The organism is Congzhengia sp. (assembly GCF_037235575.1).
Classification (GTDB): domain Bacteria; phylum Bacillota; class Clostridia; order UBA1381; family UBA9506; genus Congzhengia; species Congzhengia minquanensis.
Genome location: NZ_JAXUNN010000028.1, coordinates 61,359 through 79,916, shown reverse-complemented (window position 1 = coordinate 79,916; position 18,558 = coordinate 61,359). Strand labels below are relative to the sequence as shown.

Genomic DNA, 18,558 nt, shown 5'->3' with positions numbered 1-18,558 from the left:
GGAGGTTTTTGTCATGGCAATAAAAAAAGAAATGATCGCAATGTTGCTGGCCGGCGGACAGGGGAGCAGGCTCTTTGTTTTAACAAACAACAGGGCCAAACCGGCAGTGCCCTTTGGCGGCAAATACAGGATAATTGATTTTACGCTGTCAAACTGCTCTAATTCCGGCATTGACACGGTGGGTGTTTTAACGCAGTATAAACCAATGGAGCTAAATGCCTATATCGGCACTGGCCAGCCCTGGGATTTAGACCGCATGAACGGCGGAATTCAGGTGCTCCCTCCCTATGTGACGGGGGACGACGGGCAGTGGTATAAAGGCACGGCAAATGCCATTTATCAGAACATGCAGTTTATTGAGCAATATTCCCCGTCTTATGTGCTGGTTTTATCCGGCGACCACGTTTATAAAATGGACTATGCAAAAATGCTTGCGTTTCACAAAGAGCGGCAGGCCGACGCCACCATCGCCGTGATGGATGTTCCCATTGACGAAGCTTCGGCGTATGGCATTATGAACACGAAAGACGACCTCTCCATTTATGAATTTGAAGAAAAGCCCAAACAGCCGAAGTCCACCAAGGCTTCCATGGGCGTTTATATCTTCACCTGGGAAAAATTGAAAAAATATTTGATAGAGGACGAACAGAGTGAAGGCTCTGCAAATGACTTTGGCAAAAACATCATTCCCGCCATGCTTCGCTGCGGCGAGCGCATGTTTGCCTATCCCTTTGACGGCTACTGGAAAGACGTGGGAACCATTAACAACTTATGGGAAGCAAATATGGATTTATTAAACCCCACCATCTCTTTAAACTTAAGCGACCCCCTGTGGAGAATTTACTGCCGCCATTCCATGACCACGCCGCAGTATGTGGGTTCTCACGCGGTTTTAAAAAATTCCATGATCACAGAAGGCTGTGAGGTAGACGCCATTGTGAACAACTCCATTCTGTTTTCTGACGTAACCGCAGAAGAAGATGCTCAAGTTTGTTATTCGGTTGTAATGCGAAACGCCAAAATCGGCAGGGGTGCTAAGGTGCGCTATGCCATTGTGGCAGACAACGCGGTAATTGAAGACGGCGCCGTTGTCGGCGCTCCGCCGGAAGACTATCCAGACAGGGACAACTGGGGCATTGCCGTTGTCGGCCAGGGTGCAGTGGTGCGTTCCGGCGAGGTCGTGCTTCCGAAACAAATGTTAATGCCCGGCCAGGGGAAATGAAAATAAGCGAAAAATATAGCCGCAGAAAAGAAGCGGCAGAAACGGAGTTTTAGTATGAATGCATTTTGTATATTATTCACTGATACGTATGATAACAGCGACAGCAAAATCAATGAGCTGTCAAATGCAAGAACGCTTGCATCGATCCCGTTTGGCGGAAGATACCGTTTAATCGACTTTATGCTCTCGTCGTTGGTGGGCGCCCGGGTGGGAGATATCGGGATTATCACAAAAAGCAAGTACGGCTCCCTGATGGATCACGTAGGCTGGGGAAAAGACTGGGATTTGAACCGCAAAAACGGCGGGCTTAAAATCCTCACTCCCTTTGCAAACGACTCCATTCAATACAGCGACAACCAGTTTGATATTTTAAGAAGCGTCCACGGCTATATAGACAACATGCTGGAGGAATACTGCATCATTGCGGACTCTAACATGGTAATCAACTTAGATTTTAACAAGGTGTTTGAAGCCCATCAAAAAAACGGCGCGGATTTAACTGTGCTGTGCCAACAGGCTGTGCCGAAGTCCAATGACATGGAGCTGCGGTTAGAAGAAAGCGGAAAAATAAGCGACGTTTTGGTTCACACCGCCAGCGGTTCCAATGAAAAGACGGTTGCTTTAAATATATTTTTATTAAAAAAATCGCTCCTGCGGGAGTTGATCGACTGGGGCGTAACCTATGGCTGGAAAGCGTTTGGCAAAGATGTTATTACGAAAAAATTAAACGAGCTGAACATATTTGGCTATCAGCACACGGGCTACTGCAAATTGATTGACAGCTTAGAGGTATATCTGTCCTCTAATTTAGAAATGCTAAATAGTAGCATAAGACACGAAATCTTTAACGGCGACCAGCCGATTTTAACACGGATTAAAGACACAGTTCCCACAAAATACGGCGACAACGCCAATGTAAAAAACAGTTATATTGCCGACGGGTGCGTAATCGACGGCGAGGTGGAGAACAGCATTATTTTTAGAAACGTTCGGATTGAAAAGGGCGCGCGCATTCATAACTCCGTGGTCATGCAAAACACCATTGTTGAAGAAAATTCATCTCTAAACAGCGTTATATCGGATAAAAACGTGCGGATTACCGCCAATAAAACCTTGTCCGGCTGCGACACGCTGCCGGTGGTAATTCACAAAGGTAAAATTGTTTAATAAACCGCGCTATAAAAACGGTTCTTTGTTTGTTTTTCGAATTGACAGTAAATTGCAATTCACTTAAAATAAAAGTATTGAAATATTGGGAGTGATACCAATGAAAGTTTTGTTTGCAACATCAGAAGCTGCCCCGTTTATAAAAACAGGCGGTTTGGGCGATGTGTGCGGCGCTCTTCCGAAAGCCCTGGCTGAGGAGGGCGTAGACGCCCGCGTGATTCTTCCTTTATACACCTGCATTGACCACACGTTAAAAACCCAAATGAAATTTTTAGGGAGCTTTGATGTGTCCATCAGCTGGAGAAAAACATATTGCGGCGTGTTTACGGCAACCGTGGGAAAGGTTATATATTATTTTATTGACAACGAGCAATACTACAGCCGCCCCAACGTTTACGGCGAATATGACGACTCGGAACGGTTTGCCTTTTTCTCAAAAGCCGTTTTAGATATGCTGAACATGGTAGATTTTTTTCCGAACATCATTCATATAAACGACTGGCAAACTTCGCTTTTGCCTGTTTATTTAAACGCATTCTACCGCAGCGACAGCCGGTATGCATCCATTAAAACTGTACTTTCGATACATAATATCGAATTTCAGGGAAAATATAATCCAATTATATTGGGGAGCATATTTGGGCTGGACATAAATTACCGTTCTTTGCTTCTGTATGACGGCGACATAAATCTGCTAAAAGGCGGAATTGAAGCGGCTGACATGGTGACAACCGTCAGCAAGACCTACGCTGATGAAATTTTAAGCCCGGAATTTTCGTTTGGGCTTCACAATATTCTCCACCCAAGAAAATATAAGCTCCGGGGCGTGGTAAACGGAATTGACACCACGGTTTTTAATCCGGCCACCGACCCGCACATTGCAAGAAACTATACCTACGAAACCATTCGGTTTAAATCCTTTAACAAAAAGCAGCTGCAAAAGGAAATGGCCTTAGAACAGTCCAACGACATTCCCGTAATCGGCATGGTAACCCGGCTTGCATCGCAAAAGGGAATTGATTTGCTCTGCGAGGTAATGAACGAGCTTTCCGGCCTGCCCATGCAGCTCATTGCCCTGGGCACAGGCGAAAGCCACTATGAAAGCTTTTTCTATTCCTGGGAGCACTCCTGCCGGGATAAAGTCCGGGGTTACATCGGCTTTTCTGCCGAAATGGCACAAAAAATTTATGCCGGAGCAGATTTGTTTTTAATGCCGTCGAAAATGGAACCCTGCGGGCTTTCGCAGATGATTGCCATGCGCTATGGCACCATTCCGATTGTACACGCAACCGGCGGCCTGAAGGATACGGTGGAGGCGTTTAATCCGGTCACAAAAACGGGCAACGGCATTACATTTCAAAGCTATAACGCCTATGACATGTTAGACGCCGTTAAGCGCGCCATCGACCTGTTCCACAACAAACCCATGTGGCGCGCGCTCCGCAAAAACGCTATGAGCGGCGACTTTAGCTGGAAAAAACCGGCGCAAGAATATATTGAAATTTATCAACAACTTTTTTAGAAAAGGAAAATAGCCTATGGAAAATCATGTATCACAAAAGCTGAAAACAAGCATTGAAAAGATTATGGAAGTCAACTTTGGAAATAACATAAAAAACGGAAACAAACGCCAGGTTTATGAAGCGGTGCTTACGGCAACCAATGAGATTTTGGCGGAAAAACGGTATGAATACAGCAAAAAGGTAAAAGAGCAGGAAGCAAAACAGGTTTATTATATGTCGATGGAATTTTTGGTGGGCACGTCACTGAAAAATAACCTCTGGAACCTGGAGGCGGAAGACGACATCAAAGCGTTTCTGGCGGAATACGGCTTTGACATTGAGGAATTTTATGAGATGGAGCCGGACGCCGGGCTGGGAAACGGCGGCTTGGGAAGGCTGGCCTCCTGCTATATGGATTCTATGACCACGCTTTCCTACCCCATTACCGGTTTTTCCATCCGCTATGAATTCGGCATTTTTAAACAGGTGATTATTGACGGGTGGCAAAACGAGTTCCCCGACAGCTGGATTGACCAGGCGGGATATTGGCTGAACCCCAGAGCCGACGAGGAGATTGAAGTGCACTTTTTCGGCAACATTAAAGAGCACTGGACGGATAAGGGCTTAACCACCGAGCACACAGATTATGTCAGCGTAATGGCAAAGCCCTATGACCTGTTTATTTCCGGATACGACACGGAAGCCGTGAACACCTTGCGGCTTTGGAGCGCAAAAAGCACCAGCGGCTTTAACATGGACTTGTTTTCCAAGGGCGAATATGTAAAATCCACAGAAAACGAGGCGATTGCAAGCTCCATTTCGAAAGTGCTCTACCCCGCAGATGACAAAATAGAGGGTAAATCCCTGCGCTTAAAACAGCAATACTTTTTTGTCAGCGCGTCTTTGCAGCAAATTACGAAAGAACACTATAAAAAATACGGCACCTTTGAAAGCTTTCCCGATAAAGCGGTGATCCACATAAACGACACCCACCCGTCTTTGTGCGTGCCGGAGCTGATGCGCATTTTAATGGACGACTATGGCTATGTGTGGGACGCGGCATGGGACATTACGGCAAACAGCCTAGCCTACACCAACCACACCGTAATGAGCGAGGCGCTGGAAAAGTGGCCCATAGACCTCGTTAAATCCCACCTGCCCCGCATTTATTCCATAATTGAAGAAATTAACCGCCGGTTCTGCCAGTTTATTTATACAAACCATCCGGAGCTCACCGCGTCGATCGACAAAATGGCCATTATTTCAGAGGGAATGGTGAAAATGGCAAACCTGTGCATCGCAGGTTCTTACAGCGTAAACGGCGTTTCGAAACTGCATTCAGACATTTTAAAGACCGACACGTTTCACAATTTTAATATTGTCTATCCCGACAAGTTCACCAACGTTACAAACGGCATTACCCACAGGCGTTGGCTGTGCCAGGCAAACCCGCTCCTTTCCCAGCTATTAACTGAAAAAATCGGCGGCGGCTTTAAAAAGAGCCTGTCCGACATTGAAAAATTTAACGAATTTTATAATGACGAAGCGGTTCTTTCCCGCTTGCGGGAAATTAAAAAAGAAAACAAAAAGCGTTTGGCAGATTATATTGCCCAAAAAAATGGCATTGAGGTAAACTGCGACTCCATGTTCGATGTGCAGGTAAAGCGGCTGCATGAGTATAAACGCCAGCTTTTGAATGTGCTGCAAATCATCGACCTATACCGGAAAATCAAATTCCAGGGCTTTCGTCCCCTGCCCCAAACTTATATTTTCGCGGCAAAGGCCTCTGCCGGATATTTTATGGCAAAGGAAATTATCCGCTTAATCTGCGCCGTGTCCGACATGGTTGAACGTGACCCGGACGTTCGGGACTTTTTGAAAGTGGTGTTCATTGCAGACTATAAGGTTTCGCTGGCCGAAATTATCATACCCGCGGCAGACATCAGCGAGCAGATTTCCCAGGCGGGCAAAGAGGCCTCGGGCACAGGAAATATGAAGCTGATGATTAACGGCGCAGTGACGCTGGGCACCATGGACGGCGCAAACGTTGAGATTTATGAGGCGGTAGGTCCGGAAAACATTTTTATTTTCGGACTTTCTACCCAGGAAGTAAACGATCTGTATCACAGGGGATACCGTCCGGAAGACTTCTATAACGCAAACCAGTCTATCCGGGACGTTTTAGAATTTATCAAATCCGGCGGAATTGGCGGCAAAAATTTTGACAGCCTGTATCACTATTTAATGTATTCCGACCCCTACATGAACCTGGCGGATTTTGCGTCCTACTGTGACGCTCACAGGCGTGTGGAGGAAGCCTACCGGGATGAGGCGCGCTTTACGCAAATGTCTCTAAAAAACATTGCAAACGCAGGCATTTTTGCGTCAGACCGCAGTGTGACAGACTATGCAAACCATATTTGGCACGTTAAACCGGTGCAATAATCAATTTTAAACCCTACGGCGGAGCAGCTTGCTCCGCCTTTTTTTGTTAAAATACCAGGCAAATCCAATGACGCTTACCATCAGTTCCGTTGCGGGAAAGGCGCACCACACGCCGTCTATGCCAAAAGCCGCCGATAATAAAAACGCCATGGGCAGAATAATGACAAACCCGCGCAAAAGAGAAATTACGTGGGCCGGCCGCGGAACTTCGGTTGAGGTGAAGTAGACAGACAGAATGATATTAACCCCGGCAAACAGGCACCCGGTAAAATAAAGCTTTAATCCCCGCACCGCAATGGCCTGCAGAAGCGCGTTATGTCCGCTGTTAAAAATCTTTGCAATTTGTTCTGCGCCAAAAAACACACCGGCATAAACAACGGCTGAAACCGCTGCCGCAGCGATCAATGCATAGCGCAAAACTACATGCACGCCGGCGCGGTCGCCCACACCGTGACAATTCGCTAAAATGGGCTGAACACCCTGGGCAATTCCTGTGTATATTGCGATTACCACTAAGGACAGATTCGCAACAACGCCATATGCCGCGATGCCGATATTGCCCTGAAGCTTTAAAATAATGATGTTAAAAACAATGATGACAATACCCGAAGAAACCTCTGTAACAAGAGACGGCATGCCGCTTGACAAAATGCCTGAGGCCAGCGCACATGTGCTGCTTAACCTGCTTTTTATCAAACGAAACCGGTTTTGTTTTCGAATGAAAAAGGGCGACAAAATCATTAGGCTCACAACCGGGGCAAGACCCGTTGCCAGCACCGCGCCAAAAATTCCCATGTTAAGCGGAAAAATGAAAATATAGTCTAACACAATGTTCGATAAGCTTCCGCCGAGCATGGCCGCCATTGCAAGGTGCGGCGCACCGTCGTTCCTTACAAAACACAAGAGCAAGTTGTTCAGCATAAACATTGGGGCAAACAGCAAAATAACCTGCAAATAGGTTTTGGTCATATGAAAAACCGCATCGTCTGCGCCTAAAAAACGGGCAGCCGCTCCTGAACAGAAAATTCCCAGCAAAACGAAAAAAATTGACAAAGCCGCCGTTAACTTTGCGGCCGCTGTAAACGTTTCGTCTGCCAAATCCCGAATTTCCTTTCCATTCAAAATTGCATATTTGGTGCCGCCGCCAATGCCAAGCATTAATCCGCTGCCGTGAATAAAGCTGTAAACCGGAATGGCAAGGTTTAACGCGGCCAGCCCGTTTGCACCCAACCCCTTTGAAATGAAAAAGGTGTCGGCCAAAATGTAGCAGGACAGGCCTAACATTCCAAGCACATTGAAAGATGCATACTGAAAAAATTGAAAAAAATATGTTTTGTTATTCATAAAAAACCTCCTGACAAAAAAATAAACGCCTCTGCCTCCATTCCTTCTGTGGCCTAACGGAATGGGCAAGACGTTACCCGGCGGTAAATATTTTATTGACTCTATTGTACCATGTTTTTTTTCAGCTGTCAATATAAACAAAATATTACTAATAAATTTATGCATATTAACCAAACCGCTCAAAATACTACAAATAAATCTATGCAATTATGTTAAATTGTGCTATAATAAAAATACAAAAATTAAGGAGGAGAGAGATTTGAAAACCACAAAAAGACTGCTGACAACACTTTTATCGGTGTTTGTAATCATCACAAGCTGTTCTGCAATGATTTCCTTTGCAGAGGGCGAAACAACCGAAACCCTTATATCAAAAACCTTTCTACGGGTTGGCCTCACGGCAGGGAATCAAACGCTTGAAGCCGAAACGCCAAAAACACTGTCGTTTACCGTGCCGGAAAGCGGCAGCTATGCCATATTTTTAAACCGGGGCGATGCAAATCCAAACGCGTTTTCTGCCATCTTTACCCAAAGCGGCGCACTTACCGGCCAAGAGGAGGATTATTCCGTTTCTGTCGGCGCAACAGACGAGGATGCCGCAAGCTATAAATATAACTATATTCGCGTTGGGGCATCAGCGAAAAAAAGATCCTCCAGCGTGTATCTTTACAAAGGCCTTTGCACGGTTTCGTTAACGGCGGCAAGCGCCACAACCGTTACGTTTTTTGATTTGCGGGGCACCGACATTGAAATTGACGGCACAAAACAGGGAATAAACCCCGTCGACTATAATGACTACGCTTCTGTCACAGCATCAAACCATGTGAACGGCGAACTGAAAGGCGGAAAACCGCTGTCGGAGGGATATGCATATTACAACAGCTTTCCCGATGCGGTAAACACCCGTCAGATCCATGTGGACAGCGGACAAACTGTGACCTATAAATTCAATGTAACGAAAGCGCAAAACTATAAGCTGCAGGCGCGGGCAACAGCCTTTGTTTGGTCAGGTTCCGATGCAGGACAAAAAAATGTATATTTTAAAACGAATCTTGACGGGAACATGCTTTACACTTCCCCTACAGAAACGTTAACAATTATAAAGGGAAGCAATTCCGGTGAAGAAAAATGGAACGATTTGGGCGTAGTCCATCTCACAGAAGGAGAACACACTCTAAACTTCACTCCCACAGGCGGCCTGTATATTCATGACATTCTTATTGAAGGCACGGATGAACCCATCATTGTGAATGCGGAAACACTTCCAAAATCAATACAATACAGTGACTTTTCTACACAAACAGCCACAGTCGAAAACGGAATCGTTTCCATAGACAGCGGCGAATCGGTAACTGCATCCTTTAAAGTGACGGGGGCAGAGGCAATTGACCTTTATATGGCCCATTTGAATGTGTCCGCCCCGGCAGATTTGTCTTATCAGATAGACGAAAATACGCCGCAGGACGTAACGCTTACCGGCCCGGGCAAACTGTTTACAAACGAAACACTGTCTGCCGGCGTGCACACCTTAACCTTAACTTCGAAAACAGACGGCTTTCAGTTTAAGGCGCTGGAGCTCATCTCCCATTCCGATACAGTTCTAGGGGAAAACACGGGAGAAACCATTCAAATCCAGGCAGGCGCTATTGTAACGCCGGTTCCCTTAAAATGCGGAAAATTTGCGGGGTGGTCTGCCATTGAGCCGAAGACCGGCAATTACGCCCTTTCCGGCGGGGGAAGCTTTCGCCTGACATTCCAAATTGCAGACGAGGGCTATTACACCCTTTACACAAACGCCACCATGCCGCAAACTTCATTTACAGTTTATGCAGACGGCGAAGACGTAACCAACGTAATGTATCAGGATACGACGGTTGCGCACAACGTCCAGACAGCGCAGAACCAGATGAACAAAAAGCTGACCCAGGGACTTGTTCACTTTGCGCCGGGCGAACACACGTTCCAAATTGCTGCGAACAGCTATGTGTCCTTCGCCTCCTTTGAACTGCGGCGGGCTGATGCGGTTCTGAAAAATGATATTGCATATGAAACCGTGATTCCCGCATGGGATTTTCAGTCTTACACAAACGTAGGTGCCGCGTGGTTCTTCCCCACACAGTATTGGCAGAGCAACTCGGAGAAAATTCAGTCCTATGCCAGGGGAATATACAAAGACCTAAGAAACGTAATTGCTCATGACAACGGCACCTACACCTACCTTGTCAACGCGGAGGAATCCGGATATTACGACTTTGCGGCATATTTTACGAACAGCAACAACACCGCTGAAATTGAGTTTACGGTGGATGACGTATATCCTTTTTACGCAGTCGGCACGCCGGAAAATTCCGTGGCAGAGGCAAAAAGCACAGAACCCATGTTCTTAACAGAAGGGCTGCATACCATTAAAATTTACCGCAACAAGAGAACGTATAAAGACGGCACCGTGCGGCTGTATGCCATTTCCTTCACCAAAAGCAGTCAAGAAAATATGATCATTGATGCCCAATCAACAACCGTCAATGCAAGCTTTGACGAAGCGGTTTCAGGAACGGCCATTGCCGCAATTTATAAGGACGGAAAGCTCACAGACCTTGCTGAAAAAGCGATTTTAAATGCAAATAATGTTTCAATTGAAATGAAATCTGCCCAGGCGCCGGACAGCGCCAAGGTCTTTGTGTGGGACTCCATTGCGTCAATGAAACCAGTGATTTCTGCAAAGGAAATTACCACGGTAAAATATAAAAAAATCAACGTTTTTCTCATGGGTGACTCCGTTTGTGTGGGATACGGCGCCGACAGCTTCCCGCAGCAGGGCTGGGGCTATTATTTCGGCGAGGAATTTAACGAAAATATAAATATGATTAACAAGGCCGTTGGCGGCACCAGCTCAAAAACCTTTAAAACCAACGGTTTCTGGACTCCTATAGAAAACGCGCTGAAAAAGGGTGATTTTGTGTTCATCAACTTCGGCTTAAACGATTTTTACAACATTTCTGAAACCGGAAAAGGCACTACCATTGAGCAGTATAAGGCAAACCTGACAGAATATTGCGAAGCAGTTAAGGCGAAAGGCGCAACGCCGATTTTAGTCTCCACCATTCCTGAATGCAAAGAATGGTCTGCGGCGGCGCTGATAGAACGGTCTGCAGCAATGCGCGAAACTGCGGCGGCCTGCGGCGTTACGTTCCTTGATTTAAACACCTATTTAACCAACCTCTGGATTTATGAAGACGGTAAATATTCCGAAACGAAAACCACACAAACCTTTGACTATTATTACCTCTCTGAAACAGCATTTCACCGGATTGAAGAGGAAACCGGCAAAACAATTCCCCAGGGTAAATGGGACTATATTGAAAACACACCTGACCGTACCCATGTGAATATCGACGGTGCAAAATTCGTGTCGGAGTCCGTTGCAATGCTGCTTTCTGAAACAGACGTACCTTTAAAATCCTATTTAAAATAAGATTGAAACAAGAAGCCGCGCTAAATAATTTAGTGCGGCTTTTTTCGCAATTTGAACAAAATAATTGGCAATTTAAGCAAAGTTTTTTGTTTTTATTTTGGTATAATGAAGGGCAAAAAGGAGGTTTTGTTGATGCCGATACAAAAATTTACGGTAAGCCGGGATGATTCTGTCTACGAGGCATGGCCGGATGTGATTTTAACCAACGGAGGCAAGCTAATTTGTGTGTTTACGGAATGTACGCACCACGGCGACCGGGAAAACTCCCGTTTGATGTTAACCGAAAGCTGTGACCGGGGAAGAACTTGGTCTGCCAAAAAACCACTGACCGCATTTACACCAAAAGACCACTTCTTTAATTGTGCGCGGATTTCAAAACTCAACGACGGCAGTCTGGCCATTGTCTGCGACAGGATTTTGCAGGAAGAAAACCGGGCTTCAGAAATTTATATCTGGCGCAGCGACACAGAGGGCACCGATTGGGGCGAGCCTGAGATTATTCCCTTTTGCGCAATTGTGCCGGACAGACTTCTTCAATTGAAGTCGGGCCGGTTAATCTTAGGGGGTCAGTTTAAAAGCAGAAAAACAGAAAAGCTGGAACAGTTTTTAATTTATAGCGACGACGACGGAAAAACATGGTCGAAGCCTGTTACGGTCGCGTCCGACCCCAGATACCACTTGTGCGAGGTGTCTATTATTGAGTGTCACGACGGAACGCTGGTGGCCTTTATGCGTGAAAATTCCTTTCTTGGCTACGACTGTATGAAATCTATTTCCCACGACAGCGGTGAAACCTGGGAAGGCGTGTTTAACGTGCCCATTCCCGGCTGCCACCGCCCAACCGCCGGATTCTTAAGGAGCGGCAATATCATGATCACCCATCGGTTTTTGCAGGGAGGAAAGGGTTGGCTGGGCGCCTGGACACAAAACGTATTTGCCGCCTTTTTGGATGAAGAAAGCGCTAAGAACACGGAACGCAGCCAGCAGTCTGTTCGAATTATGCCGTTAGATTATGACAGAAGCAGTGTTTCCGACTTGGGGTACACAGGCTGGGTGCAGTTTGACGACGGCGAAGTTTATGTTGTCAACTACATTGTGGACGACGCGCCAAAAGCACAAATTCGCGGATATAGCTTTTATGAAAGTGACGTGGTCATTGAAACGCATTAATATTTTATTCACACACAAAAAAAGGGGCGGCATGTTGCCGCCCCTTTTTTATAAAACGTAAGTTTTTTATTGAATAATATCTTCTCCGGAAGCTTCAAGTGCCGCTAAAAGCGGTTTTAAGTTTGCATCAAATGCAAAAACCTTAACCTTATTCGGCGCTGATTTCACCATTGCAGAAAGCTTAATTGCCTTTGTTCCGGCTTTTACATCAACCATGTTGATGCCAACCAGTTGGCTTCCGTTATACGCCGCAATGTAAAGAGTTGCGTCTGCCGTTAAGTCCAGCTGCGACGATGCAAAGGAAACGATTCTGTTATCCCTGTCGTACCGCACTTCGGAAATATCCGATACCCATGTAATTTTTGTCATATTCATGCGGACTGCTTGAGCAGAAGGAGCAGATGCATAGATTGTTAACGTGTGCATTCCCTCTGTTAAAAATGCGTAGTCAAGATATATGTTTTCTACAATTTTGTCTCCGCCTTCTCCAATGTATGCAAATTCTGTTTCGCTGGTTTTAATGCCTCCGTCAATGGAATAGCTGCTCATCTGGGTTGCCCCGTCTGGGCCGCATCCAAAATTGGAAATTTTATAAAATCCGCTTTCTGCAACATTAAACTCATAAGTTACTGCAACCTCTCCCATAAACACAATGTTATTATACAATTCGTCACCCTTATAGGTAGAACCCTGATGCACCTGTGCAGGCAAGCTCCAGTAAGGCGGAATGTTAATTGTTTTATAATCCCATGTGCCAAGCTGAATCGGCGCTGTGCTGCTGACCGTTTTGTCCAAGCGTCTTAAATAAATTTCATCTACCTTATGCGTAACGGCTTCGTTGTCTACATCATGGAAAACAATTTTAATCTTATGCATCCCTTTTGTCAGACTGATATTGGTTGCAGCATTCTTTAACATCACGTTATTTTTTGAATTGTTTACACACGATTTATCTTCCGTGTTTAAATATTGGCTATCTGTGTAGTCGACGTCGTCAACATAAACGGTAAATCCTGTCTGTGGAGATTTTGCTTTCATGCGGACCATATAAGTTCCGTCTGCCACCACATTTACATCAAATTCCACAAACTGCTCTGCTGTAAAAGATGCGCTGCCTGCCGCATCGGGCGTTACGCCCTCGGAAATGGTCGACGCACGAAGGAATGAAAGCATGGTATTTCCATTTTCGTTTGACGTGATAACCGTTTCAACCACACTAAACGATTTAAATTTTATTCCTTCTGATTTCGAGGTAATTACAATTTCACTTTCACCTTCAGGCAAAACAATAGTTCCACCGCTTACCTCTCCATTTTTTCCGCCCACTAAAATCTTTTCGTAAAGTGTTTCACCAATTTTAATGTCTAAAGCCGCGTCAGATACAGCTGAAGTATCTACGGCCAGCTTTAATTCATATTCATTTTTGCCTTGGGGGTCTGTATAGGAATTGTTCAGCTTAAAGGACACGGTGTCGCCTGCGTTTAAAACGCGGAATTCCCCCTCCATGCTCGCTTCTGAGTTCATGCCCGACTGCATCACCGTTGCCGAGCCGCCGGAAAATTCATATACAGGGTCGCCCTCCAATTTTTCGGTCGTAAAGCGATATAGGTATATGCCGCCAACCGTACCGGCAAGCTTAATTGTGTGCCGTCCTCCTGTGAGGTAAACTGCATTGTAGGTATATGCCAAGTCCGGCTGGTCACCGGTAAAAGAATAGGTAACCGAGTCAACTAAGTTATCGTCAGCATAAAGCGCCAGCATACCGTTAGATTTATAGGTGTTAATTAAAACGCCGAATTGATACCAGCCGGTCTGTGCAACGTCTACTGTATAGCCTACGGTTGCCCCCTGAGATAAGTGAATCGGAAAATATTTCTGTGCAGGTGTAATTTTACTTGAGAAATAGTCGCCGATTACCGGATAGTCCAATAAAACATGCTCGGTTTTGCCTGAACCGAACTGCTGTGAGCAGTGGGCATCTGTCAGCGCGTTTACATATGAAAAGTCTGCAACAGCAATTGCCTGCTTGCCTCCAGTAAGAGGCAAATCCAAACGGCGGATATCGATGTATTCCACATCACAGTCCTTTGAAACTGCCAGCGTGAACTCTACGCTGCCGTCCGGAACGGTAAAGATGGTGCCTTTGGCATCGCCAACCCTCTCATAAGAAAAACCCTTATTTTTGCTATCGGTGTTGGTTGCCGCCGCAACACTGACATGAGATGCTTCTACACCGCTCTGGCTGAACGTTACATCATAAACACATTCCGAGCCATAAAATTCAACCGGTTTTTTTACAAATACTGCATAGGTGCCGCCAATTAAATCCAAAGTCTTGGTTACAGAAAGGCCGTCGGTGCTGTTTAGCGTTGCACCGTTGTCATTTTTAGCAAATTCAATTCTGGTGAGGTTATCGTCGACCTTAACCACCTTATTAGGGTCTACCTGCTCCGCCGTTATGTAATAAACATATGCGCCGCAGCTGGAATTGTTTGCAAGCTGCAGGGTATGGATGCCTTCCGAAAGATAAACAGTTCTTGACGGAATGAGCTTATCCGGTGTTTCGTTGGATTCTTTGATGTAAGAAAGGTCAGAAACCGTTTTCCCGTCTACATTAACCGTTAGCGTTGTGGTTGTAGGATATGTTTTAGTCCATAAATTTAGAAAAGCAGAAATCTGATAATATCCTGCTGTTTTCACATCCAGCTCATACTGCGCGTCGCAGCCGTTTTTGATATGAATGAACCTGTATTTTCTATAACTGTCCGTTGTGGACTGGTCGAATATGCTGTCGTCTAAATAGTTTCCCACCAGCGTATATTCTTCCGGCGGCGGTGTTTGTTTATAACCGAACGCAACCTGTTCGTTTACATGCATAGGGTCTAAGTTCCCGCCGTTAAAATCGAACGGTGAAATTACATTCTTTTCCTCTGCGATTTGAAGGCGCGTATCGCGCAGCTCAATATAATAAAAGTTAGTTTCTGTTTCAGCTGTTAAATCTAATTTCCAAGTTCCTTCTGTTAAAGCAACGCTCATAGCAATGTTGTTGCCAACACGTTCTACCGGACAGTTAACATGCTCTTCAACGCCGTCGCTCAGCGTGTAATCAAGTACCTGCCCGTCTGGCTCTGCATCCTGATAAAATTTAAGGGACAAAGGAATTCCCTTGTCATATTTGCCTTCTGCGTCTGCTTTCAGCGCCTTGCCCAAAATAACATAATACTCGCCGTCTGCCGGCACATTGAATTCATAGGTGCGGGCAACACCGGCTGCAGCCTCGAGGTGTTCCGCGGCATTTTCAATCCGAATCATGTTGTTTGTGCCTGTTTTAACCGTATATTCGCCTTCGGCAAAAACTGTCATCATGCCACAAACCGATAGCACCATTGCAAGGCTTAACAGCAATGCAATGACTTTTGATGTTCTCTTCATTTTTTACTCTCCCCTTTATTTTATAATTTGATATTCCCTCATTGTTATTATATCACTTAGGGAATTTTTGTCAAGTGTTCACATGAAATGATTTTATTTTTTGTTATTTTTGCACAAAATTATGATGATTTTCCCGTCAATTAGACAAATAAAAAAGAGGCGTGAAAACGAATGTTTTCACGCCTTAGATTAAATTTCTTCTTTTATATAGGGCTTCACACCGTCCGGCCTGGTGAAATCAATAATTTTTCTAGGACATTTGCTCGCGCAAATTCCGCAGTTCACGCAAAGGTCATAGTCAATGCGGGCCACGTTATCCGTAACCTTAATTGCGTTCTTCGGGCAGCTCTTTTCACAAATGCGGCAGCCCAAACAGCCTGCCGAGCAAATGTTTTTTAGGCTCGCTCCCTTGTCGTGCGACTTACATTTTACAAACGTCCGCTGTTTTAACTCCACAAGCTCAATCACGTGCTGGGGACAGATGTCCACACACATGCCGCAGGCCGTGCACTTATCCCTGTCCACCACCGCAACATTGTCCACCACATGAATGGCGTCGAACTGACACACATCTGCACAGCTGCCGTAGCCAATGCAGCCAAAGCTGCAGGCCTTGTCTCCCCCGCCGTAGCGGGATGCGGCAATGCAGTCTGTTATGCCTTCATATTCGCAGTGCAAAACCGCGCTGTTGCAATTTCCGCTGCACATAACCATGGCCACTTTCGGGTCCTCCGCCCCAGTGGAAACGCCTAAAATGGCGGCAATGCGGTCTTTGCTCTCTGCCTTCGTGCTGGGGCAGTCGCTTAAATTTGCTCTGCCTGCGCACAGCGCCTCGGCAAAGGCCCCGCAGCCGGCATAGCCGCAGCCGCCGCAGTTTGCGCCGGCCAAAAGGTCAGACACCTTTTCCACCCGTTCGTCTTTTTCCACTTTAAAGGCTTTTGCGGCCACACCCAGCAAAATGCCGAACGCCGCGCCCATAATTCCTAATATGAAAACCGGTTGAATCATTGCTCCCAATATTGACCCCTCCCTTAAAAGCTCATGCCGGAAAATCCCAAAAATGCCATTGCAATCAGACCTGCTGTGACAAGCGCAATGGGAAATCCCTGCAGAGGCTTTGGAATATCTGCCGTTTCTAACCGTTCGCGCACGCCTGCAAACAACACAATTGCAAGCATGAACGAAAGTCCCGCTGAAAAGCTGTAAACTAAGGTGTACACAAAGTCGTAGCCCTCCTGCACGTTTAAGAGCGCAACGCCCAAAACTGCGCAGTTGGTGGTGATTAAGGGAAGATAGATTCCCAATGCGCTGTAAAGCGCCGGTGAAAACCGCTGAATTGCCATTTCAACCACCTGCACCAGCACGGCGATTACTAAAATAAACGCCACGGTCTGCATATACTCAATTTGAAAATGCACCAACAACTTTTGAATGAAATAGGTTGCGGCAGAGGCCACTGTCATAACAAAGGTTACGGCAACGCTCATGCCCACAGCGGTTCCAACTTTTTTTGAAACACCCAGAAACGGGCAAATGCCTAAAAACTTTACCAAAACATAGTTGTTTGCCAAAATTGTTGTAAGGGAAAGGAGTACCAGCTTTGTTAACAGTTCCATTTATTTGCCGCCCCCTTCTTTATTCTTGTTTGAAATGAGATTAATCACCGCTAAAATCACACCCAGCATAAGAAACGCCCCCGGCGGCAAAATCATAATGGTTGCCGGCTGAAATCCCTCGCCGAACAGATGAATTCCAAAAAATGTGCCGTTGCCCAAAATTTCGCGGAAGGAGCTTAAAATGACCAGCGCCAGCGTAAAGCCTAAGCCCATTCCAATTCCGTCCAAAGCGGATTTGCCCACGCTGTTTTTCGAGGCAAATGCTTCGGCCCGGCCCAAAATGATGCAGTTTACCACAATGAGCGGAATGAAAATGCCCAATGATTTTGAAATTGCCGGTGCAAATGCATTTAATGCCATTTCCACTGCCGTTACGCAGCCGGCAATGACGATAATGTATGCCGCAATGCGGACTTTGTTGGGAATGAAGTTTCGCAAAAGCGAGATTATGATGTTAGATGCAACCAAAACCACCGTGGTGGAAAGACCCATGCCAATGCCGTTGATTACGCTGGTGGTAACGGCCAGGGTGGCGCACATTCCTAAAAACTGGACAAAAATTGGGTTTTCTTTTAAAAGCCCTTTGGTCAGCTCTTTTATGTTGCCCATGTCACACACCCCCGTTCAATTTTTTCACAGCATCAACCGCCGCGTTCACACCGTTTTTCACCGCGTTGCTGGTAATGGTTGCGCCGGAAATCGCCACAATTTCGTTATTCTTTGGCGTACCGTTTTTAATAACAGACAGCGGCTCGTCGGTTTTTTTACCTGTAAACTGAGAAGAAAATCCGCTTTCCGCCGCTTTTGCGCCCAAGCCTGCCGTTTCAGAATGGGAGACCACTTTCATGCCGGAAACGGTGCCGTCGTTTAAAATACCCACCATAATGTCCAGCTCGCCGCCGTATCCGGAAGGGGTGACGTTTACGCACCAGCCAACCGGGCTGCCGCCGGAATCTTTTCCCGCGAAAACAGCTTTTACCAGCCCTGTGTCATCTGTGAATTCCGTCTCGTTAAATTCCGCGGCTGCGGGCAATACCTCCTGCTTTGCCGCGTTTTGTTCTTTTATGGTGTTTTCTTTTATTTTGTCCTTTGTAACTGAATTTGTAAATGCCAGCAGCAGCGCCACCACTAAGGAGATAACCAGCAGCACAGCCGAAAGGACAACGGGATTTTCGTTTTTCTGCATGC

Annotated in this window: 12 protein-coding genes; 6 read left to right on the top strand and 6 right to left on the bottom strand. The window is 46.0% G+C overall.

Annotated elements, in window-relative coordinates:
* The first annotated feature begins 13 nt into the window (after nucleotides 1-13).
* The 4 genes from WIG73_RS05765 to WIG73_RS05750 all read left to right on the top strand — a co-directional run bounded on the left by WIG73_RS05765 (nucleotide 14) and on the right by WIG73_RS05750 (nucleotide 6,336).
* Entirely contained in the window at nucleotides 14-1,222 is a 1,209-nt protein-coding gene (locus WIG73_RS05765; RefSeq protein ID WP_177678183.1) for a glucose-1-phosphate adenylyltransferase, read from the top strand.
* 54 nt (nucleotides 1,223-1,276) lie between these two features.
* On the top strand, nucleotides 1,277-2,389 hold the full coding sequence (glgD, locus tag WIG73_RS05760) for a glucose-1-phosphate adenylyltransferase subunit GlgD (protein ID WP_337399658.1): 1,113 nt from the start codon (nucleotides 1,277-1,279) through the stop codon (nucleotides 2,387-2,389).
* Nucleotides 2,390-2,489: 100 nt separating this feature from the next.
* On the top strand, nucleotides 2,490-3,911 hold the full coding sequence (gene glgA / locus WIG73_RS05755) for a glycogen synthase GlgA (RefSeq protein ID WP_337399657.1): 1,422 nt from the start codon (nucleotides 2,490-2,492) through the stop codon (nucleotides 3,909-3,911).
* A 16-nt stretch (nucleotides 3,912-3,927) separates the two neighbouring features.
* Nucleotides 3,928-6,336: a glycogen/starch/alpha-glucan phosphorylase gene (locus tag WIG73_RS05750; RefSeq protein ID WP_337399655.1), complete on the top strand. Its 2,409-nt coding sequence runs from the start codon at nucleotides 3,928-3,930 to the stop codon at nucleotides 6,334-6,336.
* A gap of 6 nt (nucleotides 6,337-6,342) precedes the next feature.
* On the opposite strand, the gene WIG73_RS05745 is transcribed toward WIG73_RS05750, so the two are convergent.
* Complete coding sequence (locus WIG73_RS05745) at nucleotides 6,343-7,680, bottom strand: MATE family efflux transporter (RefSeq protein ID WP_337399654.1); 1,338 nt, start codon at nucleotides 7,678-7,680, stop codon at nucleotides 6,343-6,345.
* Nucleotides 7,681-7,939: 259 nt separating this feature from the next.
* On the opposite strand from WIG73_RS05745, the gene WIG73_RS05740 reads away from it, so the two are divergent.
* Complete coding sequence (locus tag WIG73_RS05740) at nucleotides 7,940-11,152, top strand: GDSL-type esterase/lipase family protein (RefSeq protein ID WP_337399653.1); 3,213 nt, start codon at nucleotides 7,940-7,942, stop codon at nucleotides 11,150-11,152.
* A 132-nt stretch (nucleotides 11,153-11,284) separates the two neighbouring features.
* On the top strand, nucleotides 11,285-12,322 hold the full coding sequence (locus WIG73_RS05735) for a sialidase family protein (RefSeq protein ID WP_337399651.1): 1,038 nt from the start codon (nucleotides 11,285-11,287) through the stop codon (nucleotides 12,320-12,322).
* A 66-nt stretch (nucleotides 12,323-12,388) separates the two neighbouring features.
* Here the strand turns inward: WIG73_RS05735 and WIG73_RS05730 are convergent, their stop codons facing one another.
* The 5 genes from WIG73_RS05730 to WIG73_RS05710 all read right to left on the bottom strand — a co-directional run bounded on the left by WIG73_RS05730 (nucleotide 12,389) and on the right by WIG73_RS05710 (nucleotide 18,556).
* A complete protein-coding gene (locus WIG73_RS05730; protein ID WP_337399650.1) occupies nucleotides 12,389-15,754 on the bottom strand; it encodes a hypothetical protein in 3,366 nt (1,121 codons plus the stop codon).
* 189 nt (nucleotides 15,755-15,943) lie between these two features.
* Nucleotides 15,944-16,762, bottom strand: a complete 819-nt coding sequence (locus tag WIG73_RS05725) for an RnfABCDGE type electron transport complex subunit B (RefSeq protein ID WP_337399695.1) — start codon at nucleotides 16,760-16,762, stop codon at nucleotides 15,944-15,946.
* A gap of 23 nt (nucleotides 16,763-16,785) precedes the next feature.
* Nucleotides 16,786-17,370 carry an electron transport complex subunit RsxA gene (gene rsxA, locus WIG73_RS05720; RefSeq protein WP_177679787.1) on the bottom strand — a complete coding sequence of 195 codons (585 nt, stop codon included), beginning with the start codon at nucleotides 17,368-17,370 and terminating at the stop codon, nucleotides 16,786-16,788.
* On the bottom strand, nucleotides 17,371-17,979 hold the full coding sequence (locus tag WIG73_RS05715) for an electron transport complex subunit RsxE (protein WP_177679786.1): 609 nt from the start codon (nucleotides 17,977-17,979) through the stop codon (nucleotides 17,371-17,373).
* Between the two features lies 1 nt (nucleotide 17,980).
* Nucleotides 17,981-18,556, bottom strand: coding sequence for an RnfABCDGE type electron transport complex subunit G (locus WIG73_RS05710; RefSeq protein ID WP_337399648.1), 576 nt, complete (start codon nucleotides 18,554-18,556; stop codon nucleotides 17,981-17,983).
* Nucleotides 18,557-18,558 lie beyond the last annotated feature (2 nt).